21 protein-coding genes are annotated in these 21,485 nt (G+C 73.0%); 10 read left to right on the top strand and 11 right to left on the bottom strand.

All coding sequences use genetic code 11. The features are described 5' to 3' along the window. Positions 1–141 precede the first annotated feature (141 nt). Positions 142–1,947: an alkaline phosphatase family protein gene (locus ABZ919_RS36980; protein ID WP_361257174.1), complete on the bottom strand. Its 1,806-nt coding sequence runs from the start codon at positions 1,945–1,947 to the stop codon at positions 142–144. Between the two features lie 249 nt (positions 1,948–2,196). Here ABZ919_RS36980 and ABZ919_RS36975 point away from each other — a divergent pair, with 249 nt between their 5' ends. The 10 genes from ABZ919_RS36975 (at position 2,197) to hypA (ending at position 11,021) form a co-directional block, all read left to right on the top strand. Next, the gene (locus tag ABZ919_RS36975; protein WP_361257171.1) at positions 2,197–2,610 is read left to right on the top strand and encodes an SRPBCC family protein; all 414 of its coding nucleotides are present in this window, start codon (positions 2,197–2,199) and stop codon (positions 2,608–2,610) included. Between the two features lies 1 nt (position 2,611). After that, on the top strand, positions 2,612–3,685 hold the full coding sequence (locus ABZ919_RS36970; RefSeq protein WP_361257168.1) for a type I phosphomannose isomerase catalytic subunit: 1,074 nt from the start codon (positions 2,612–2,614) through the stop codon (positions 3,683–3,685). Positions 3,686–4,353: 668 nt separating this feature from the next. Continuing rightward, the gene (locus tag ABZ919_RS36965) at positions 4,354–5,904 is read left to right on the top strand and encodes a hypothetical protein (protein WP_361257165.1); all 1,551 of its coding nucleotides are present in this window, start codon (positions 4,354–4,356) and stop codon (positions 5,902–5,904) included. Between the two features lie 237 nt (positions 5,905–6,141). Beyond that, complete coding sequence (locus ABZ919_RS36960) at positions 6,142–7,230, top strand: hydrogenase expression protein HypE (RefSeq protein WP_361257162.1); 1,089 nt, start codon at positions 6,142–6,144, stop codon at positions 7,228–7,230. A 63-nt stretch (positions 7,231–7,293) separates the two neighbouring features. After that, the gene (locus ABZ919_RS36955; RefSeq protein ID WP_361257159.1) at positions 7,294–9,087 is read left to right on the top strand and encodes a nickel-dependent hydrogenase large subunit; all 1,794 of its coding nucleotides are present in this window, start codon (positions 7,294–7,296) and stop codon (positions 9,085–9,087) included. Continuing rightward, positions 9,080–9,640 carry a NifU family protein gene (locus ABZ919_RS36950; protein ID WP_361257156.1) on the top strand — a complete coding sequence of 187 codons (561 nt, stop codon included), beginning with the start codon at positions 9,080–9,082 and terminating at the stop codon, positions 9,638–9,640. Before ABZ919_RS36955 ends, ABZ919_RS36950 begins: the two co-directional genes overlap by 8 nt. Further along, entirely contained in the window at positions 9,637–10,233 is a 597-nt protein-coding gene (locus tag ABZ919_RS36945; RefSeq protein WP_361257153.1) for a DUF5947 family protein, read from the top strand. The genes ABZ919_RS36950 and ABZ919_RS36945 overlap by 4 nt, the downstream gene beginning before the upstream one ends. A gap of 20 nt (positions 10,234–10,253) precedes the next feature. Then, positions 10,254–10,460, top strand: a complete 207-nt coding sequence (locus ABZ919_RS36940) for a hypothetical protein (RefSeq protein WP_361257150.1) — start codon at positions 10,254–10,256, stop codon at positions 10,458–10,460. A 32-nt stretch (positions 10,461–10,492) separates the two neighbouring features. After that, positions 10,493–10,672, top strand: coding sequence for a hypothetical protein (locus tag ABZ919_RS36935; protein WP_361257147.1), 180 nt, complete (start codon positions 10,493–10,495; stop codon positions 10,670–10,672). 7 nt (positions 10,673–10,679) lie between these two features. Then, positions 10,680–11,021, top strand: a complete 342-nt coding sequence (gene hypA, locus ABZ919_RS36930; protein ID WP_361257144.1) for a hydrogenase maturation nickel metallochaperone HypA — start codon at positions 10,680–10,682, stop codon at positions 11,019–11,021. A 44-nt stretch (positions 11,022–11,065) separates the two neighbouring features. Here hypA and hypE read toward each other — a convergent pair whose 3' ends face one another. The 10 genes from hypE to ABZ919_RS36880 all read right to left on the bottom strand — a co-directional run bounded on the left by hypE (position 11,066) and on the right by ABZ919_RS36880 (position 21,095). Then, on the bottom strand, positions 11,066–12,055 hold the full coding sequence (gene hypE / locus ABZ919_RS36925; RefSeq protein WP_361257264.1) for a hydrogenase expression/formation protein HypE: 990 nt from the start codon (positions 12,053–12,055) through the stop codon (positions 11,066–11,068). Between the two features lie 94 nt (positions 12,056–12,149). Continuing rightward, positions 12,150–13,292, bottom strand: a complete 1,143-nt coding sequence (hypD, locus tag ABZ919_RS36920; protein WP_361257141.1) for a hydrogenase formation protein HypD — start codon at positions 13,290–13,292, stop codon at positions 12,150–12,152. Further along, positions 13,289–13,579, bottom strand: coding sequence for a HypC/HybG/HupF family hydrogenase formation chaperone (locus ABZ919_RS36915; RefSeq protein WP_361257138.1), 291 nt, complete (start codon positions 13,577–13,579; stop codon positions 13,289–13,291). Before ABZ919_RS36915 ends, hypD begins: the two co-directional genes overlap by 4 nt. Before the next feature lie 3 nt (positions 13,580–13,582). After that, positions 13,583–15,928, bottom strand: a complete 2,346-nt coding sequence (hypF, locus tag ABZ919_RS36910) for a carbamoyltransferase HypF (protein WP_361257135.1) — start codon at positions 15,926–15,928, stop codon at positions 13,583–13,585. Beyond that, complete coding sequence (gene hypB / locus ABZ919_RS36905; RefSeq protein WP_361257132.1) at positions 15,925–16,647, bottom strand: hydrogenase nickel incorporation protein HypB; 723 nt, start codon at positions 16,645–16,647, stop codon at positions 15,925–15,927. The genes hypF and hypB overlap by 4 nt, the downstream gene beginning before the upstream one ends. 75 nt (positions 16,648–16,722) lie before the next feature. After that, positions 16,723–17,289: a hydrogenase maturation protease gene (locus ABZ919_RS36900; protein ID WP_361257129.1), complete on the bottom strand. Its 567-nt coding sequence runs from the start codon at positions 17,287–17,289 to the stop codon at positions 16,723–16,725. Further along, entirely contained in the window at positions 17,286–18,995 is a 1,710-nt protein-coding gene (locus ABZ919_RS36895) for an enoyl-CoA hydratase-related protein (protein ID WP_361257126.1), read from the bottom strand. Before ABZ919_RS36895 ends, ABZ919_RS36900 begins: the two co-directional genes overlap by 4 nt. A 65-nt stretch (positions 18,996–19,060) precedes the next feature. Further along, the gene (locus ABZ919_RS36890; protein ID WP_361257123.1) at positions 19,061–19,429 is read right to left on the bottom strand and encodes a hypothetical protein; all 369 of its coding nucleotides are present in this window, start codon (positions 19,427–19,429) and stop codon (positions 19,061–19,063) included. Positions 19,430–19,484: 55 nt separating this feature from the next. Further along, positions 19,485–19,703 carry a hypothetical protein gene (locus ABZ919_RS36885; protein ID WP_361257120.1) on the bottom strand — a complete coding sequence of 73 codons (219 nt, stop codon included), beginning with the start codon at positions 19,701–19,703 and terminating at the stop codon, positions 19,485–19,487. Between the two features lie 861 nt (positions 19,704–20,564). Further along, entirely contained in the window at positions 20,565–21,095 is a 531-nt protein-coding gene (locus ABZ919_RS36880) for a hypothetical protein (protein WP_361257117.1), read from the bottom strand. Between the last annotated feature and the right edge of the window lie 390 nt (positions 21,096–21,485).

Below are 21,485 nucleotides of genomic sequence, written 5' to 3'. Positions count from 1 at the left end.
GTCACGGGGTGCGGCGCACACCGGGCCCACGCGCCGGCCGCATGGAGAAGGCGGAGGAGGCAGCCGGTCACGGGACGAGGATCCGCGAGGCTTTCCGCCAATCCGCCGCGCGGCGGTGCGTGGGCCCCTTTCACCGCGGGATCAGCCGACGGTCAGGGAGAACGGTCCGGCCAGCACCGAGTAGCCGTCGTTGGCGAGGTAGTACACGTCGTACGTCCCCGCACCCTTGAGCTTGCCGGTCGGGAAGGTCAGGGCGCCGCTGGCGTTCGACGCGTAGGCCCAGGTGAGCGAGGACTGCTTGCCCGGGGTGACGCCCGCCGGGTAGATGCCGATCCAGTTCCTGGCGTTCGCCTGGGCCGCCGAGGGCACCGAGTAGCGGAAGGTGACGTTGCCGCCGTCGGAGACTGCGTCGAGGTCACCCGTGAGGGTGGGCGTGTTCGCGGTGGACGGCGCGAAGGCGGCGTTGAGCGGCGTCGCGTAGGTGTCGTTGGCCGTGAGGCCGGGCAGGCCGAGGGCGGATTCGACGGTGCGGGCGACACCGTAGTGGTCGTAGTGGAGCGGGCTGCTGGTCCCGGCCGGCACGGTGCCCTGGGAGCCGACGACCGTGGTGACCACGTGGTTGTAGCCCTCGTTCTGACTCTCGTCCCAGGTCAGCACGAGCAGTGAGCGCTGCTGCGTCCAGGCCGGGGAGGCGAGGACCGGGGCGAGGGTCTGCTTCAGCCAGCCGTCCTGGGTCTTCAGGCTGGTGGCGTTGCCGTTGCCCGAGGCCTCGCCGTCGTAGTAGTCGTCGGCGGCGATCCAGGAGAAGTTCGGCGTGGTGGCCGCGGACTTCAGGTCGGTGGTCAGCTGAGTGGTGTCGAACAGGTGGGCTGCGCAGCGCGTGGCGTCACCGCTGATGTCGGTGTAGTTGATGAAGGGCGCGTCGTCGGGCTCGTAGTAACTGTCGTGGTCGTTCTTGGTGTTGCAGGGGGTGCCCATGCCCTGCTCGTAGGCCTTCCAGGTCTTGCCGGCCGCCTCCAGGGTGTCGCCGAGGTTGCGCTGCGGGGAGTTGATGTCCGGGAAGTAGGTGGCGCCCTTGGCGTAGGTGTCACCGCCGGCGATGGCGAGGTAGTTCTCGTCGCTGGGGTGGTAGACGCCGTGGTAGTCGGTGAGCGTGGCGCCCTGGGACATCAGGCTGTGCATGTAGGGCGTGTCCGCCGGGTCGTTCATGACCTCGGAGTAGTCGGTGTTCTCCATCATCACCGTGAACACGTGGTCGTAGCCCGGGACCTTGGAGACGGGCGGGGCGAGCGGGGCGGGCGCCGTGACCGGGGTGTCCAGGGTGAGGGAGAGGTTGTCGAGGTAGCCGGTCTCACTGTTCGTCGACAGGAACTGCACCTCGACCTGGATGGACCGGGTGCCGGCCGGGACCGCGCCGGTGGCGCTGCGCGAGAGGAACTTGGTGGCCAGGCCCCGGTCGCTCGCGGACACGGTGGGCAGCTTGGCGGCGGGGCCGACAGGGCGGCCGCTGCCGTCGTGGAAGTGCAGGCTGACCGCCACGTAACCGCTGTAGGTGGTCCAGCCGCCGAGCCAGCCGGCGAGGTTGTAGTGCACTGCCCCGCCGTCAATGGCCGAGGCGGCCGAGGAGACGTCGACGGTCTGCGTCATCGCTCCGTCGCCGAAGTTGCCGGGCCCGAAGAAGGCCTTGCCCGGTGTCCTGCCGTCGCTCGGCAGACCGAAGGAGGCGACACTGTGACACATGACGTCGGGGCCGCCGGCCTCGGTGGTCCAGCCGGGGACCGTGGTGGCGGCCGACCAGTCGCCGGTGCAGTATCCGCCGCTCTCCGCATCGCCGTTGACGATCAGGTTGCCGCTGGTCCCGGCCGCCGTGGCAGGGGCGGGAGCGGCGACGATCAGTGCGCCGTGGAGGGCGAGAAGCCCGCCGAGGGATCTCCAGCGCAGTCGCATACGTAGTACCTCGTCCCGTTGGTGAGGATGCCGTGAAGGAGACGCCCGCACGGCCTGTCTGTGCGCAACGAACGGGACATGAGTAGTGGTCGTCGCTGTCGAGCGGAAGAACCATGACCAAACTTGACCAGACAAGTTCGCGGCTGACGGGGCGCCGGTCGCGATGTGGGGGCCATAACGGACTTTTCGGTCTCCGCGGAAGGGGCACGCGGTCGGGGTACCACTTCCGAGCGAAGGGGCGGTTTGACCATGGGCGAATACGAACGCTCCCGCACGATGCCCGCACAGCCCGAGCAGGTCTTCGACCAGGCGGCCAACCTCGGCCAGCTCGACGCGTGGCTCCCGGAAGCCCTGCACGTGGACGCCGAGGACCCGCCCGCCGTCACCGTCCACGAGGACCGTTCCGGCGAGGACACCCCCGCCCTGCTGCGGGCGCAGCGGGACCAGATGCGCCTGGAGTGGGGCACCCGGGAGCAGGGCGACTACGCCGGCTGGCTGCAGGTGTCCGGTATCGGCAGCGGGGCCAGCGAGGTGACCGTGCACCTGTCGTTCTTCGACGCCGGTCACGACCCCGGCGAACAGGCCGTGTGCGACGCGCTGGACGGCAGCCTGCGGCGCCTGGAGGAACAGGTGCGCATGCGCGTCGAGAATGCGTCCGGCTGACATGCGGGGCCTGGTGGTCTGGTACCCGCTGCGGCTGACCACGCCGGTCAGACAGCACGTCTTCGGCGGTGGAGCCCTCGCCGGCAGACTGGGCCGCACCGGTCTGCCCGAGGGCCCCGTCGCCGAGACGTGGGAGGTCGGCGACGTCGACGGCGAGGAGGCGACGGTCGCCGAGGGCCCACTGGCCGGGCAGAGCCTGCGCGGGCTCATGGCCGACCACAGCCACGGTCTGCTGGGCGACCGCCCGCACGGACCGCACTTCCCGCTGCTGACCAAGTTCGTCGACGCCGCACGGCCCCTGCCGGTGCATCTCCACCCCGACGACGCCACCGCCCGGGAACTGGAGGGCGAGTCCCACGGCAAGACCGAGGCGTGGCACGTCCTGGACGCCATGCCCGGGGCCACGGCGCTGGTCGGAACCCGGCCCGGAGTCGACCGGGAGCAGCTGCGCCGGGCGCTGCTGGCACAGGAATTCGACTCGGTCATGCGCCGCCTGCCGCTGCGCGCCGGGCAGACCGTCTACGTCCCCGGCGGCACCCTGCACAGCTTCGGTCCGGGCACGCTCGTGTACGAGATCGAGCAGGCCTCCGACCTCCAGCAGCACGCCATGCCGTGGCGGATGGAGGACGGGGCGCCGCTGGACGAACGGGAGCGCACGGCGAACATCGAACGGCTCCTGGAGGAGTGGCGGCCCGATCCACGGCCCGTCCCCCACCCGGGGCTGAGCGTGCCGCACGGGGACGCGGTGACGCGCACCGTGCTGTGCGCGGGGCCGTATTTCGCCCTGGAACGCTGGACCGTCGGCGCCGCCCGCCTGACCCGCGCCTTCACGACGGCGCAGATCCTCAGCAACGCCGGCGCCCCGGTCACGGTCGCCGCCGGCGGCTGGACCGGCCGTCTGGACCCTGCCCGGACGCTGTTGCTGCCGGCCGCGCTCGGCGAGGTCCGGGTGGAGGGACCCGCCGATGTCCTGTTCGGCTACGTCCCCGACCTCGAGGCCGACATCCGCGCGCCGTTGACGGCCGCGGGACACGGCGCACCGGCGATCGCCGCCCTCGGCGAGGGTCTCGGGTGAGCCTCGGGCCCGCCGCCGGTGCGCACCTGCGGCGGGCGTGCTGAGGAGGGCCCCGTCGTACGGGAACGCCCCGCGTCGTACCGGCCGCCTTCAGTACCCGGCGCCGAGCGTCCGGGTCGTGCAGGCGCACTCGGTGCGGATGGGGACCGGCCGCGGCCGGCCGGGTCGGCGGCGGCGGGGGTGGCGGTCCCCCGCCGTTCGGCCTGTCCACCAAGCAGGCCGTGTCCGCGGGGAGTTCGACGGTGCGCCGCGCGGCGGCGGAGCTGTGGCCGCCCTCCGCCGCTCCGTCGCGCCCCGCCCCGCCATGTCCACGGCCGGCCTCGGTGGCCTAGGCGGCCTCAGCGACGGCCGGCCCTGGTGGTCCTGGATCGGCAGCCGTAAGGGGCCCGCCCGCCGGTCGCCCGGCTCCGAGCGCGGACCGGGCCCAGGGTTCCACCGTCCCCGGCCTCCGGCCCCCGGCCTCCTCCAGCTCCCGGTTCCCAGCCCCCGGCCCCCGGCCCCCGGCCTCCCGCCTCCCGCCTCCGGGACGGTCGCACCTGTCGTGAAGCCCCTCGGCCCCCCCTCGTCCCCCGCACGGCCCAATGCTGGTCCGCCGGAGGGGCGAGGGTCCGTGACGGATGTGACCGTGGTGGAAGAAGTCGCGAGAAGACCGGCGATGAGGAGGCGGCATGTCCGAGGGAACCGGCGAGGGCGGAGCGGCGCCCGCGGCCGTACTGGACGGCCGCGGCGCCGATGCGCCGTACGCCCGGCCCGTCGACGCCTTCGAACAGATCGGGGCCGTGGCGGACGCCGTTCTCTACGAGGGGTACCTGCTCTACCCGTACCGCCGGTCCTCGGCCAAGAACCGGGTCCGCTGGCAGTTCGGCGTCCTGCTCCCCCGACACTGGGTGGAACGCGACGGTCCGGTCACGCCCGGGGTCTCCGGCTCCGCCGACTCGTGGTACCAGCAGACCGAGTGCCTGCTGCAAGCACACGGGGACAACGCTGTCGTACGGGTGCGGGTGCGGTACCTGCAGATGCAGGACAAGCAGGTCGAGGCGGTCTGCGAGGACGGGCGGTACCGCCCGGTCGAGTCGCTGCGCACGGCCGACGGTGTCACCCAGCTGTCGTTCGAGGAGGCGGTGCCGCGCGAGACCGAGCTGGTGCTGCCGCTGCGGGAGCTGGTGTGCGGCGGTCGTACGGCCGCCGTGGCGTCGGCGGCCGGCACGGAGACCGAGCCGCTGCCGGACGGTGCCGGCCGGGCGGTACGGCGGCGCCGTGAGGTGCGGGCCGTCACGACCGTGGTGGCGGAGCCGCTGGCGCCGCAGCTGTACCGGCTGCGGGTGCGCACCGAGAACACCGGCGAGGCTGCGGATGCGCGGGCCTCGCGCAACGAGGCGCTGCGGCAGGCGCTGATCGCCACGCACACCCTCGTCGGCGGGGACGGCGTGGAGTTCGTGTCCCTGATCGATCCGCCCCGCGCCCTGGCGGAGCAGGCGAGGGGCTGCCGCAACGCGTTCACGTTCCCTGTCCTCGGCGGCGCGCCCCAGCAGGGCTCGACCGGGGCCGTCATGCTCTCCGCTCCGATCATCCTGCCCGACTGGCCCCGGGTGGCGCCGGAGAGCCCGGGCGATCTGCACGACGCGGCGGAGATCGACGAGATCCTCACGCTGCGCACCATGCTGCTGACCGACGAGGAGAAGGCCGAGGCCCGGGCCACCGATCCACGCGCCGCGCGGATCGTCGACCGGGTGGACACCATGCCCCGCGAGGTGTTCGAGCGACTGCACGGCGCGATCCGTTCCCTGACCCCCGTGGCCCCGCCCGCCGAACGGCCCGCCTGGTGGCAGGAGGGCGGCGACGACGGGCTGTCCCCGACGACCGACACGGTGCTCGTGGACGGTGTGGCCGTCGGCGGCGGAAGCCGGGTGCGGCTGCGCCCGCGGCGCCGGGGCGCCGACGCGCAGGACATGTTCCTGGCAGGACGGACCGCACGGGTCTCCGCGCTCTTCCACGACGTGGACGGCAGCATCCACCTGGCGGTCACCGTCGACGACGACCCGGCCGCCGAACTGCACGGCTGGTACGGCCGTTTCCACTACTTCCGGCCGGACGAGGTCGAACCGCTCGGCCCTGCCGACGCCCCCGGCCCGGTCCCCCCATCCCGGCCGCAGTCCCCGCGGCCCCCCGAACGACCGGCCGACGTGCCGGAGGAGGGACGGTCCGATGGACGCCCTTGAGGTGCAGCCCACGCACGGTCACCGGACGGCCGCACGGCGGTTCCGGGAGCGGGCCACGGCGGCCTCCGGCGAGCGGCGACGCGCAAGCGTGGACCCGCTCGTGGGCCGGGCGCGGCAGGGAGCATCCGCCCGCCCGCACCCGAACGCCCCGGCCGGGCGTTTCGCCCCGGCCCTCGCGGCCTCGCCGGCCGCGCCCCATGACCTGCTCCGAGACCGGCTGCAACGGAGGCCGCAGACATGACCACACAGAGCGGTACCACCGAAGTCCGCGGCGAGCCCGGCCGGGCCGAGGCGCGGAACGGCTTCGACGAGATCACCATCCTCTGGATCTCGGAGGGCATGAGCTGCGACGGCGACACCGTCTCGCTCACCGCCGCCGGCCAGCCGTCCATCGAGGACGTGGTGCTCGGCCTCATCCCGGGCCTGCCGAAGGTCAACCTCGTCAACAAGGTGCTGTCCCCCAGCCTGGGCGGCGAGGACTTCCTCGCCCCCTACCGTGCGGCGGCACGGGGCGAGCTGGAGCCGTTCATCCTCGTCATCGAGGGCTCGATCCCGAACCAGAACATCATCGAGGGCGACGGCTACTGGACCTCCTTCGGCAACGACCCGGAGACCGGCGAGCCGCAGACCCTGAACTGGTGGATCGACCAGCTTGCGCCCAAGGCCTGGGCGGTGGTGGCGGCCGGGACCTGTGCCACGTTCGGCGGCATCCACGCCATGGCCGGCAACCCGACCGGCTGCATGGGCCTCGCGGACTACCTCGGCTGGGAGTTCAAGGCGCGCTCGGGTCTGCCCATCGTCAATGTGCCCGGCTGTCCGATCCAGCCGGAGAACTTCATGGAGACCCTGGTCTGGGTGCTGCAGCACGCGGCCGGAGCTGCTCCGCCGCCGCCGCTGGACCACATGCTGCGTCCGCAGTGGCTGTTCGGCAAGACCGTGCACGAGGGCTGCGACCGGGCGGCGTACTACGAGCAGGCCGACTTCGCGAAGGACTACAGCTCCCCCAAGTGCCAGGTGAAGGTCGGCTGCTGGGGCCCGGTCGTCAACTGCAACGTGCCCAAGCGCGGCTGGATGGCCGGCATCGGCGGCTGCCCGAACGTCGGCGGTATCTGCATCGGCTGCACCATGCCGAGCTTCCCCGACGCCTTCATGCCGTTCATGGACGAACCTCCGGGCGGCACGCTGTCGTCGATGGTGATCAGGCCGTACGGGGCGGTCGTGCGCCGGCTGCGCGGTCTGACCAACGACATGGTCAACCACGAGCCCAAGTGGCGCCACAACAAGCGCAAGCTGACCAGCGGTTACGACCCGCACTGGCGCGCGTAGCGCCGTCGTTCCCCACTCCCCCACCGATCCGCCCGACCCGAACAGCGAGGGGCAGTAGCGCAGATGACCACCACCGAGTCCCGGCCCACCGAGCGCAAACCCGCGCAGATCGTCGACATGTCCTGGGATCCCATCACCAGGATCATCGGCAACCTGGGCATCTACACGAAGATCGACTTCGCCAACCGGGAAGTCGTCGAGTGCCACAGCACCTCGTCGCTCTTCCGCGGCTATTCGGTGTTCATGAAGGGGAAGGACCCGCGCGACGCGGGGTTCATCACCTCACGCATCTGCGGGATCTGCGGCGACAACCACACCACCTGCTCCAACTACGCCCAGCAGATGGCCTACGGCGTCAAACCGCCGAAGCTGGCCGAGCACATCACCAACCTCGGCGAGGCGGCGGAGTACATCTTCGACCACACGATCTTCCAGGACAACCTGGTCTTCGTGGACTTCTGCGAGGCGATGGTCAAGGCCACCAACCCCGGTGTGCTGGCGCGTGCTCAGACCACCGACGCCCCCCGCGGTGACGTGCACGGATACCGCACGGTCGCCGACATCATGAAGGCCTTCAACCCCTTCGAGGGCGAGGTCTACAAGGAGGCGCTGAAGGTCAGCCGGATCACCCGGGAGATGTTCTGCCTCATGGAGGGGCGGCACGTGCACCCCTCCACGCTGTACCCCGGCGGTGTCGGCACCATGCCGCAGCCGAACACCTTCACCGACTACCTCAGCCGCCTGATGCGCGTCATCGACTTCATCAAGAAGGCGGTGGCGATGAACGACGACGTGTTCGACTTCTTCTACGAGGCCCTGCCGGGCTACGAGGAGGTCGGCAAGCGGCGCATCCTGCTGGGCTGCTGGGGAGCCTTCCAGAACCCGGACGTCGTCGACTACCGCTACGCGACGATGAACGAGTGGGGCAAGGCGATGTACGTCACCCCGGGCGTCATCGTGGACGGCAAGCTGGTCACCAACAACCTCGTCGACATCAACCTCGGCCTGCGCATCATGCTGGGCAGCTCCTACTACGAGGACTGGGCGAACGAGCGGCCGTTCGTCACCCACGACCCGCTCGGCAACCCCGTCGACATGCGCCACCCGTGGAACCAGACGACCGTCCCGGTGCCGCAGAAGCGGGACTTCGAGGGCAACTACAGCTGGGTGATGAGCCCGCGCTGGCACCACCCGGACACCGGCGAGCACCTCGCGCTCGACACCGGCGGCGGCCCGCTGGCCCGGCTCTGGTCGACCGCGCTGAGCGGCCTGGTCGACACGCCCTACGTCAAGACGATCGGCGGCGGCATCCGCATCACGCTGCCCAAGGGCGAGAAGCTGCCCGAGACCACCCTGGAGTGGCGCCCGCCGCAGTGGAGCAACACCCTCGAACGGGACCGCGCCCGGCCGTACTTCATCGCCTACGCCGCCGCCATGGCCCTGCAGTTCCTGGAGGAGGCCATGGGGATGCTCAGGAACGGCGACACGAAGGTGTACGAGAACTTCGAGGTGCCGGACGAGTCGATCGGCTGCGGCTTCCACGAGGCGGTGCGTGGTGTCCTCTCCCACCACCTGGTGATCCGGGACAAGAAGATCGCCAACTACCACCCGTACCCGCCCACCCCGTGGAACGCCAGCCCGCGCGACATCTACGGCACCCCGGGTCCGTACGAGGACGCCGTCCAGGGCCAGCCGATCTTCGAGGAGAACGGGCCGGACGAATTCAAGGGCGTCGACATCATGCGCACCGTCCGCAGCTTCGACCCCTGTCTGCCGTGCGGTGTGCACATGTACATGGGCAAGGGCAAGACCCTCACCACCATGCACTCGCCGACGTACGGAGCCAACCATGGCTGAGGCCGCCGAACGGCTGCCGGACCCGGCGGTGGAGGCGCGGCTGGCCCGGCTCGACGAGGTGCTGGCCGGGCTGGAGACCACGCCCGGCCCGGCGCTGGAGGCGGTACGGCTGCTGACCGAGGTGTACGGCGAGGCTCTCGCCCGGGTGCTGGACCACGCGCCGGAGCCACTGCTGGAACGGTTCGCCGAGGACGAGCTGCTCGCTCATCTGCTGGTGCTGCACGACATCCACCCGGAGCCGCCCGAGCGGCGGGCCGCCCGGGCGGTCGAGAAGCTGCGGCCGGCGGTGCGTGAGCGCGGCGGCGACCTGGAGTGGGCCGGTGTCGACGGGCAGGTGGCCCGGGTGCGGCTGAGCACCGGCGGCGGCTGCGGATCCGGGTGCGGCGGCGGCACGTCCGACGTCGTCGAAGCGGTCCGCGGCGCGGTGCTCGCCGTCGCTCCGGAGCTGACCGCCGTGGAGACGCTGCCGGACACCGCCGGACGCAGAGCGGCGCCCGCCTTCGTGCCGCTGAACACGATCAGGCGCCGGGCCGCGCCCCAGGAGGCGCGGTGAGCGTGGACGGAGCACTCGCCCGGGTGATCCGCTCCGCCGCCGACCGCGCGGCACGGACCGAGGCCGAGGTCTGCGAGCTGTGCGCCGCCCGCGTCGCCGTGGAGCACCCCCACCTGTACGACACCGGTGCCGACGAAGTGCGGTGTGTGTGCGGCCCGTGCTCGGTGCTGTTCGCCGACGACGGGGCCGGTGAGGGCCGTTACCGTCTCGTGCCCCGGCGCAGGCTGCGGCTGCCGGCGGTCGACACCGCCGTTCTGGGCGTGCCGGTGGGGCTGGTGTTCTTCGTGCCGCGCGCCGACGGCACGGTCACCGCGCAGGGGCCGAGCCCGGCGGGCGCCATGCGGTGGGAGGTGGACGCGGCGGCCTGGCAGCGGCTCGCCGCCACGGTTGCGCAACTCGCCTCCATGACGCCCGACGTCGAGGCGCTGCTGGTGAACACCGTGCGGGGCCTCGACGAACACTGGATCGTGCCGGTCGACGACTGCTACCGGATGATCGCCCTGGTCCGCCGCGAGTGGCGGGGGCTCTCCGGTGGCGGCCGGGTCTGGCCGGCCGTAGAACAGTTCTTCAAGGGGCTGACCGAACGGTCGTGACAGCCCGGAAGGAGATCGAGATGGGCAGCATCCGAGTGGGGCGCCCCCAGGCGAAGCCCGACATGCTCAGCCATGTACGCGGACTGCACCAGGGGAACAAAGGCCCGTACAAGCAGCAGCCCGGACACCACAAGGACGGCAGCTCCGACGCGCGCCGCTCCACCGGTGTCCACTGGAAACGGCATGACGCCCTGGTGCAGGACATGCCGAACATCTCACCGGGATGAGGGAGCGGAAAGTGGCCGTCATGAACATGAGCATGAGACGCAGAAGGACCGCGCGAACGAGGTTGTCGGGGCGTCAGCTGCTAGCGGCCCAGGCCGCGGTGGTCGGCAGCCTGGTCGCGACCCTTTTCGTCAGGGAACTCCCGGGCATCGTACGCGAGTTGCGGATCTACCGGATGACCGGGGGCCTGCGCGCGGGCCACCGCTACCCGTGAGGCCCGCGTGCACGAGCTGTCGATCGCGACCGCGATCGTGGAGCAGGCCGGGGAGATCGCCCGGGCGGACGGCGCCGACGGTGTCTCGTCGGTGACCGTCCGCGTCGGAGAGCTGGCCGGAGTGGTACCGGACGCTCTGCACTTCGCCTTCGAGGTGGCCCGTGACGGTACGCCGCTCGCGGCGGCCCGGCTCGTGGTCGAGGAGGTGCCCGCCTGGGCCTGGTGCGGGGAGTGCGCCGAGGAGTTCGCGGTCGGCATGCCGCCGTTCTTCTGGTGCCCGCGCTGCGACCGGCCCTCGCGGGAGCTGCGGAGCGGGCGGGAACTGGAGATCACCGGTGTCGTGACCTGAGCGGCCCCGCCGTGCCGGCGGGGCCGCTCATGGTCCGTATCCGCTCAGCAGATGCGCGGCAGCTGCTCGCCGAGCGGCAGGTCCACCACCCGTGTGCCACCGAGTCCGGTGGCGACGACGACCAGGCCCGGGTGGTCCGCCACGCACTCGCCGATCAGAGCCGCACCGCCGCCCTGCGGATGTGCCCGCATCGCCGCCAGGACCGCCTCGGCGTGCTCCGGCGGGACGAAGGCGACGAGCCGGCCCTCGTTGGCGACGTAGAGCGGGTCCAGGCCGAGGAAGCCGCAGGCGTTCTGGACCTCCTCCGGGACCGGGATGGCCCGCTCGTGCAGCCGGACGCCGGTGCCGGAGGCACGGGCGATCTCGTTCAGGGACGCGCCGAGCCCGCCGCGGGTCGGGTCGCGCAGCACGTGGATGTCCCTGGTGACGGTCAGCATGGCCGCCACGAGGTCCGCCAGGGGCGCGGTGTCGGAGGCGATCTCCACGCCGAACTCCAGGCCCTCGCGCACGCTCATGATGGCCACGCCGTGCAGCCCGATCGGGCCGCTGACGATGACGGCGTCGCCCGGCCGGGCGCGCTGCGGGCGGAGGTCGACTCCGTCCGGTACGAGACCGACGCCGGCGGTGGTGACGTAGACGCCGTCGCCGTGTCCGGACTCGACCACCTTGGTGTCGCCGGTGGCCACGGTGACGCCCGCGGTCCCGGCCGCGGCGCCGATGGCGCGCGCGATGCGGCCGACGACGTCCAGTTCCACGCCCTCCTCCAGGACGAACGCCGTGGAGAGGTAGGCGGGACGGGCGCCGCTCATCGCCAGGTCGTTCACCGTGCCGTTGACGGCGAGGTCGCCCAGGCTGCCGCCGGGGAAGAACAGCGGCCGTACGACGTAGGAGTCGGTGGAGAAGGCCAGCCGGGCGCCGCCCAGGTCGAGGACGGCCGAGTCGGTGAGGGCGGCCAGGGTGGGGTTGCCGTAGGCGGGGGCGAAGACCTGCTCGACGAGCTCGGCGGACAGGGCGCCTCCTCCGCCGTGGCCCATGACGACGACCGGCTGGTCGCGCAGCGGGGCGGGACAGGTCCAGTTCGCGGGGTCGACGGCCGTCCCGTCGGCTTCGGCCGCTTCGGTGGCGAGGTCAGCCAACGGAGTTCATCTCCTCCTGCGGGATGCGCGATCCCCGCGGTGCCGGGGCGTTCATACGGCGGTACAGGTAGTAGGCGGCGCAGGCGCCCTCGCTGGAGACCATGGTGGCGCCGAGCGGGGTGCGCGGGGTGCAGGTCGTGCCGAACGCCTCGCACTCGGTCGGTTTGATCAGTCCCTGGAGCACCTCGCCGGCCCGGCACACGGCGGGCTCCTCGGTGCGGATGCCGCTGACGTCGAAGCGGTGCTCGGCGTCGTGGGCCCGGTAGGCGTCGGACAGCCGCCAGCCGCTCGCGGGGATGCGGCCGATGCCGCGCCAGTTGCGGTCGGTGACCTCGAAGACCTCCTCCAGCATGCGCAGGGCCGCCGGGTTGCCCTGCTCGCGCACCGCCCGGGGGTAGGCGTTCTCGATCCGGTGCTCGCCGCGCTCCAGCTGGTGGACGGCGCGCCGGACGCCCTCGAGGATGTCCAGCGGTTCGAAGCCGGTGACGACGATCGGTACGCGGTGCTTCTCGGCCAGCTCCGGGTACTCGGCGGTGCCCATCACGCTGCACACGTGTCCGGCGGCGAGGAAGCCCTGCACCCGGCATTCGGGGGCCGCCATGATCGCTTCGATCGCGGGTGGGACCCGTACGTGGGAGACCAGCAGACTGAAGTTGCCGAGGCCCAGACGGCGGGCCTGGTGGACGGCCATGGCGTTGGCCGGGGCGGTCGTCTCGAAGCCGATGGCGAAGAACACCACCTGCCGGTCCGGGTTCTTGCGGGCGAGGTCGAGCGCGTCCAGCGGCGAGTACACGACGCGTACGTCACCGCCCTCGCCCTTGACCCGGAACAGGTCCCGGTCGGTGCCGGGCACGCGCAGCATGTCGCCGAAGGAACAGAAGATCACTTCAGGGCGGGCGGCGATCTCCAGGGCCTTGTCGATGACGTCGAGCGGCGTGACGCACACCGGGCAGCCGGGGCCGTGGATCAACTCGACCTTCTCCGGCAGCAGCTGGTCGATGCCGTGCCGGATGATGGAGTGGGTCTGGCCGCCGCACACCTCCATCAGGGCCCAGGGGCGGGTGACCGTGGCGTGGATCTCGTCCAGCAGACGGCGCGCCAGTCCCGGATCGTTGAACTCGTCGATGTACTTCACCGGGCCTCGCTCCCGCTCTCCTGCCGGGCCGCCTGCTCCCAGGCGTCCCCGAACTCCTCTTCCAGCAGCCCCAGTTCCTCGAACAGCTCCAGGGACGCCCGGGCCGACTCCTCGTCCAGCCGCTGCAGGGCGAACCCGACGTGGACGATGACGTACTCCCCCACCCGCACATCGGGCACGTACTCGAGGCATGCCTGTTTGTGCACTCCGCCGAAGTCGATCAGGCCGGTCAGGGGGTCGGCGCTCCGGTCGATGGACACGACCTTGCCGGGCACTGCCAGACACATGGGTCACTCCGTCTCGTGGTTGGTTGCTGTTCCCGCGACCATGAGCTGGCCGAGCGCCAACCCTCCGTCGTTCGGGGGGACTTCGCCGTGCCGGAGGACCGTGAAGCCGTCCGTGGCCAGCAGCGCGGTGCACTCCTCCTCCAGCAGGCCGTTGGCGAAGACACCTCCGCTGAGGGCGACGGTGGTCAGACCGGTCGCCGAGCGCGCGCGCCGGCAGATGCCCGCGACGGCCCGGGCGACGCCCCGGTGGAAGCGGATGGCGAGGACCGGTGCGGGGGTGCCGCGACGCCGGTCCGCCAGCAGTGCGCGCAGCATGGGCGCGGGGTCGATCTCCCCGTGGCGGGCGAGGCCGAAGGGGTACGCCACCGTGTCCGCGTCCCGCGCCTGCGCCGCCGTCGCCTCCAGCTCCATCGCGGCCTGCGCCTCGTATCCCGCCCGGTGACATACGCCGGCCAGGGACGACACCGCGTCGAACAGGCGGCCCATGCTGGATGTCGGCACACAGGCCACCTGCCGGTCCAACTGCTGCCGCAGGACGGCACGTTCCGCCTCCGGGCAGGCCCGCAGGCTGGGCAGGTCCGGCTCCCAGTCCAGCCCTGCCGCCCACAGTCTGGCCAGCGCCAGCCGGCACGGGTTGACCACGCCCGCGTCCCCGCCGGGCAGCGGGGCGGGGGTGAGATGAGCGAAGCGGCGGTGACCGGAGTAGTCGGCGAGCAGGATCTCCCCGCCCCACACGGTGCCGTCGTCGCCGTATCCGGTGCCGTCGAAGGCGACGCCGATCACCGGGGTGGTGCCGTCCAGACCGTGTTCGGCCATCGCGGAGGCGATGTGGGCATGGTGGTGCTGGACCAGCCGCGGTTCGCCCCGCGGCAGCTGAGCGGCGCGGCGGCGGGCCCAGCCGGTCGAGTGGTAGCCCGGATGCCGGTCGGCGGCCACCAGTTGCGGGACGACTCCGGTCAGGTGGGTGAGATGCCGTTCGGCCCGCCGGGCCGCCTCGAGCGTGGCCAGCTCGCCCATGTCGCCGATGTGCGGCCCGAACCAGGCGTTCTCGCCCTCGCCCAGGCACGGCACGTTCTTCAGGTCGCCGCCGACCGCGAGCACGGGCGGTACCGGAACCGGCAGCCTCAGCGGGCGCGGGACATAGCCGCGGGAGCGCCTGAGGACCTGTTCGGTGCCGTCCGGGCGAACCCGCAGCAGGGAGTCGTCGCACGGCGAGGCGACGGGCCGGTCGTGGGCGAGCCAGGCGTCGGCGAGGCCGGTGAGGCGGGTCAGGGCCTCGGCGTCGTCGGTGACGATGGGTTCGCCGGAGCGGTTGCCGCTCGTCATCACCAGGACCCGGGGGCCGGGCGGATCCCCGGGCAGCCCGAAAAGCAGGGTGTGCACGGGGGTGTAGGGCAGCATCACGCCCACGTGCGGGCTGCCCGGGCAGACCTGACCGGCCAGGCGGAGGCCGTCCGCCGGGGTGCGCCTGCGCAGCAGGACGATGGGCCGCCGGGGGCTGGACAGCGCGGCCCGTTCGGCGGCGGAGACGACGGCGATCCGCTCGGCGGTGGCGAGGTCGGCGCACATCACCGCGAAGGCCTTGCCGCCGCGTTCCTTGCGGTCACGCAGGGCGGCCACGGCCCGCTCGTCGGTGGCGTCGCAGGCCAGGTGGTAGCCGCCGACCCCCTTGACGGCCACGATCCGCCCTGCGGCCAGCAGCGCCCGTGCCGTGGCCAGGGCGTTCGCGTCCCGGGCCGGGCGGAGGCCGCCGAGGCCCGGGACCAGGGTGAGCCGCGGGCCGCAGCCGGGACAGGCGACCGGCTGGGCGTGGAAGCGCCGGTCGGCGGGGTCGCCGTACTCGCGGGCACACGAGGGGCACATCGGGAAGCCGGACATGGTGGTGGCCACGCGGTCGTACGGCATCCCGGTGGCGATGGTGAAGCGGGGGCCGCAATGGGTGCAGGTGACGAACGGGTGCCGGTGCCGGCGGTCGGCCGGGTCGGCGAGTTCGCGCAGGCAGTCGGCGCAGGTGGCGGTGTCGGGCGGAAGCTGGGTGCGGCCGCCGGCCCGCTCCGTCGAGCGGATCGCAAAGGGCCCGGTGTCACCGGTGGCGGGCAGGTCCTCGCCCGCGATGCCGCTCACGGTCGCCAGCGGCGGCGGCTGCTCGGCCAGCTCCGCACAGAAGCGTTCGACCCCCGCCGCCGGGCCCTCGACCTCGACGATCACACCGTCGCCGGTGTTGCCGACGAACCCCGACAGGCCCAGGCCGGCGGCCAGTCGGTGCACGTACGGCCGGAAGCCGACGCCCTGCACGGTGCCGCGGACGGTGAGCCTGCGGCGTACCAGGCCGGTGGCGGGGGCCGTCATGCGACGGTGGTGGGCGCGCCGTGGTGGTGGCCGTGCGGATGCGGGGCGAGGGGCGGCTGGTGCCGGGCGCCGTCCCGGGCGGCCAGGACGCGGTCCAGGACGGTGCCGACACCGGCGCCGGTGCGGGCGCAGGACCGTACGATCTCCACCCCGGGATTGACCCGGTGGACGTTCTCCACGAAGGCGGACTCGTCGAAGCCGGCCGCCTCGGCGAGGTCGGTCTTGGTGACGACGACCAGGTGGGCGGAGCCGAACGCGCTCGGGTACTTCAGCGGCTTGTCCTCGCCCTCGGTGACCGCCATCAGCACGACCCGCAGGGTCTCACCGAGGTCGTAGGCGGCCGGGCAGACGAGATTGCCGACGTTCTCCACGAAGAGCACCGCGGTGTCCGCGGGCAGCCAGCCGGCCAGCCGGGCCCGCACCTGACGGGCCTCCAGGTGGCACAGCCCGTCGGTCAGCACCTGCTGGACCGGGGCGCCGGAACGGGCCAGCCGGACGGCGTCGTTCTCCGTGGCCAGGTCCGCGGTCAGCGCGGCCACGGGCACACCCCGCTCCATCGCGCGCGCCAGGACCCGGCCGAGGAGTTCGGTCTTTCCGCTGCCGGGGCTGGACAGCAGGTTGACGACGGACACCCCCTGCCGGGCGAGGTCGCCGCGCAGATCCGCGGCCAGCTCGTCGTTCTTCGCCAGGACGGCCTGCTTGACGTCGGACCGGCACATGGGCGCTGCTCCTCGGATGCGGCGGCGGTGGGGCCCGGACCGCTTCGCCGCGGCCCGGGCCCCACGATCTTCCGCTCAGTCGGCCGCCGTGCCCGGCAGCGCAGCCGGGTGTGGGGGGCCGGATTCCATCGGGCGGCCCAATGGGGGTGCGGGCGACGCGGGATCGGCGAGCAGAACCGGGATCAGCGTGTGCAGCGCGTCCACGGCCCGGCCGACGGCTTCCCGGACCGGTGCGCTGAGCCCCGGCAGCAGGTCCTCGTCGCCGGCCGGCAGCACCTCGGGTTCGCAGGCCAGGACGAGGACCCGGGGCAACGGCTCCTCGCCGAGGTGCGCGGCCAGAGCCATCACCTTCGCCGGGTCCATGCCATGGGCCTCGGGCACGGCCGTGCCCGCGGGCGGTTCGGCCTCGATCAGGCTGAGGGTGCCGGGGCGGTGGCCCCGCCGCGCGGTGTCGACCAGGACGGCGGTGGCATAGCCGTCCAGCAGGCTGTAGGCGAGGTCCATGCCACGGATGCCGTAGTCGTGCACCCGTACCCCGGACGGCAGCGGGCGGTCCTCCAGGGCTCGGATCACCTCCGGGCCGAACGCGTCGTCGGCGAGGAAGATGTTGCCGACACCGGCCACCAGCAGACGCGGCGTCAACGGAGGTTTCCCGCGGGCGCGGTCAGCGGCCGGGGCGAGCCCGCCGGGGCCTTGCGGACGAAGGCGGAACGCAGGGCGTGGTACGGGGCCTCGGGGTCGAAGAAGACGGCGTGCATGCGGGCCAGTTCGGCCTCGCGGTACGCGGCCAGGGGGCGTTCGCGTTCGTCCGCGGCCAGGGTGGCGGCCTTGGTGGCGATCCGCTGCTCCAGGCCGGGGTCGGCGGCCAGTTCGGCCGCCAGCCGCTCGACCTCTCCGGGGAAGTCGGCGGTCGCGGCCGGGACGAGCCGGTCCACGAGTCCGGTCCGCTCGGCGCTCACGGCGCTGACGGGCAGGGCCTCGGTGGTCAGCCGCCGTGCGTACTCCGCTCCGACGCGGCGCGGCAGGGTGTACGTCCAGAACTCCGAACCGTACAGGCCCATGCGCCGGTAGTGCGGATTGAGGACGGCGCCGGCACGGCACCACACCTGGTCCGCGGCGAGGGCGAGCATGGCGCCGCCGGCTGCCGCGTTGCCGGCGAGTGCGGCCACGACCAGCCGGTCGGTGGTGCGCAGCACCGCCTCGACCAGGTCGTCCATGGCGTTCAGGTTGATCCACGACTCCTCGGCCGGGTCGGGGGCCGCCTCGATGACGTTCAGGTGGATGCCGTTGGAGAAGAAGTCGCGCACTCCACCGAGCACGAGGACGCGGGTGGGGTGGGAGAGGGCGTGTTCGTAGGCGGCGAGCAGCCGGCGGCACTGGTCGGTGCTCATCGCGCCGCCCGGGAAGGAGAAGGTCAGGAAGCCGACGTCGCCGCGCTGCCGGTAGCGGATGTCGGTCCAGGTGACCCGGCCGGGCGGCAGGTTCAGCGGGACGGGGGCCTCGGGGAGTTCGAGGGAGGGCTCCCAGGCGGCGAGCACCGAGGCGGCCGGCCGGCGGAAGGGCGACGGGTCGCCGGAGTTCTTGCGGGGGCGGAGCTCCGGGATCCACACGGCGCCGTCCCGGGTGGCCCGGCAGACGGCGCCCGCCCGTCGGGCGAGCAGTTCGCCGGGGCGGCCGCGCAGCCCGTCCTCGGGGTGACCGCCGTGCAGGAAGACCTCCCGGCCGAGGAGCCCGTCCAGGACGCCCGGCTGGGAGTCGGCGCCGCGGAGCTTGCGCAGGACCGTCTCCGTGTCGTCCTGCTCCCAGTCGATGCGGCGCCGCTCCTGCCGGAAGGCGTCGCGCCACACGACGCCGATGGACTTGTCGCTCTGCGGGCGGGGCTTGTAGGAGCCTTCCGCGTAGCGCCGTACGGCGGTGAGGACGGCGGTGACGGCGGCGTCGGAGACCTCGTTGCGGTACAGGTCGCTCTTGCCGACGGGCGGTACCGGGAACGGCTCCGCCGCCCAGATCGGGCCCGCGTCCATCGCCGCCTCGGCCTGCAGGACCGTCACGCCCCAGTGGGTCGCGCGATCGGCGACGGCCCAGTCGAGCGAGGACGGGCCGCGGTCGCCGGGCGGTCCGGGATGCACGATCAGGCAGGTGTGGTCCCGCCACACGTCTTCGGGGATGGCCGACTTGAGCATCGGCGCCACGACCAGTTCCGGCCGCAGCTCGTGCAGGGCGGCTCGGACGGCGTCGGCGCCGTGGGAGGCGAGCACGACGTCCACGCGGTGCCCGAGATCCGACAGTTCGGCGTACACGCGCTGCGTGAGGCTGTTGAACGCGCTGGCGACGAGCAAAATGTCCATGACACGGCATGGTCGACCCTGAACGGGGCGCCGTGAAGAACCGCCGCGCCGATTGACCGCCTGTGTCAGGTCTCTTCCTCCATCCGGATCGCATTGCGCAGATCTTCGAACGCCTGACTCCGGTCGTCGGCGTGGGCCTCCAGCAGTGCCCCGGCGATCGCGTCGAGCTTGCGCTGGATCGCGTGCTCGGCCCGCACCTCGGCATTCTTCAGCAGGGCGAGGAGCAGCAGGGTGACGGCGGTCATGGACTCCCCCGCGAGCAGCAGCAGTTCGAGCCGCAGATGGGCCACGTGTGCGGCGACGAAGAAGCCGACGAGGAGCAGGCAGAAGAGGAAGAAGACCGGGGAGCTGGTGAAGTTGGAGGCGTACTCCGCGAACTGGTCGAACCGGCCACGGCGCGGCCCGCCGCGGTGCACGGGATTCTTGAACGTCATGCCCGCCCCCTCCCCGCCGGCCGGCGAAGCCGGCTTGCCGACCGCCGCCGGGCGGTCATACGGCGACCCTGACCCGGTCCCGCGCCGCCGGGCCGAGACCGACGGCCACGGTGGCGTACGCGCAGCTCCGTACGCCCGAGACCGTGCGCTCCGGCAGGACCGCGCCGAGGGTGCGCATCTCCTTGCGGGCCGGTTCGCCGATGTCCTGGGCCGGACGGGTCGGCACGCCACCGGCGCTGCCCGCCGCCGGTGTCTCGTCGCCTTGCGCGCGCATCGCCTTCTCCCGCCTGCCGCATCCCGACTCCATCCGCGGTCACCGAACGGCCCCCGGCTCAGCTCCGCAGTACCCCTGCGACGGCATACGACACGGGCCGCTCCGGCGGGTCGGCGCCACCGGAGGGTGGGAGGTGCCGGAGGGGCGGGTGTGCCGGAAGGGCGGACGGTACGGGCGGGTGGCGGGAACGACGGGTCGGATCCGCCGGAGGCGCGGGTGTGCCGGTAGGGCGGGTGTGCCGGAGGGGTGTGCCGGGCGGATGCCGCGATCGGGCGGCCGTTGCGATCGGGCGGTGAGGGCGCGGGGCGGACGGGTCGGGCGGCCCGGGCGGAACGCGCAGCCCTTGCCGTCGGGGGCGAGGGCGCGGCCCGGCGGATCGGACGGGGCAAGTGGAAGAAGCAGCAGCTGCGGTCAGGGGCCGATGGCGCGGCCCGGCGCGTCGGACGGACCGGACACCCGCTGAGTCAGGCGGCGAGGGCACGGCCCCGCGGGGCAGGCTGCGCGGACACCGCCCGCGGGCCGGGCAGCACCCACTGTCCGGACAGACCGGACGGGCCGGGCAGCCGCTGCACCGGTTGCACCGGGCGACGCGGACACAACCCGCCGGGCGGGGACTGACCGGACAGCGCTGGCTCGGGCGGCGCGCGCACGACCCTGCGGGCCAGACGGTCCGAGCGAACCGGGCGACGGTTGCGTCAAGCGGCAGGAGACCGGTTGCGTCAAGCGGCGAGCCCGGGGCGGCCGATCGGACGGCCGGACAGGGACAGACCGGACAGCGCCGGCGCAGGCGGCGGCCGCACGACCTGTGGCGAGGCGGGGGCGGCCGGTCGGACAGTCCGGACGGGCCGGGCAGTCGTGGGGTCAGGCGGCGAGGGCGCGGCCCGGCCCGAGCCGGTCCAGAAGCTGGTCGTGGTGGAGTTCGGACACGGGTGCGAGAAGGTCGGGGTGACGCAGCAGCGCGGCGGCACGCCGGTCGGCGTCCTCGGGCGCGAGCAGACGCCGGAACTCGACCGTGGCGTCCGAGGCGTGCTCGCCGTCGGCGAGTGCGGCGACGGCCAGTGCGGCCAGCTCGGGATCGGTGAGCAGCGCGGCCGCCCAGCTGGCCACGACCTCGTCCACCCAGGTCCGCCAGGCCCAGTCGTCGTCCCGGCCGTCCTCGCCCGCCGGTTCGGCACCGGTTATCCAGTCGAGCCGGGCGGCGCCGCCGGGCCCGGCCATGGTGACGAGGCCGGCGTCGATGTCGGTCGGGTAGCGCAGCCACGCGGCGACGGACACGGCCTGCCGGGCCTGTGCCTCGCACAGGGCGGAGGCCAGCGCCCCGCCGCTGGGCGGATAGGAGACCGTCAGCCAGCGCGCCGTCGCGGCGATGAGGGGGGACAGATCAGTGGGCACAGCCGGGCCGTCCGGGACACAGAGGGAACAGGGACTCCCCGCAACGGTAGCCTCCGGGCAGGCCTGCAGGGAGGGGGTGCGAACCAGGTCATATGTGGCATCGCCCACGCCCACTCCACCATCCGCCCGCCCCCGGCCCTCCGCCCATCCCACGGCCCATTCCCCCACGCCCCCTTACGGCCTCTCCGTCGCCGGCAACGCTCCCCCTCCACCGCCATTCCGCCCCAGCACGCCCCTCTACGGCCGCTCTGTCGCCGGCAACGCCCCCTTCCACTGCCGCTCCGCCCCAGCACCCACCTCACCTCCCCGACTCCCTTCTGCCCACCGTCGCTCCGCCCGCGGCATCCGCCCCAGGACCGCCCCGCCAGTGCACCACGCCCCCTCGCCCCG

This window comes from Streptomyces sp. NPDC046759 (assembly GCF_040645475.1).
Lineage (GTDB): Bacteria > Actinomycetota > Actinomycetes > Streptomycetales > Streptomycetaceae > Streptomyces.
This window is presented reverse-complemented; position numbering and strand designations above follow the sequence as displayed.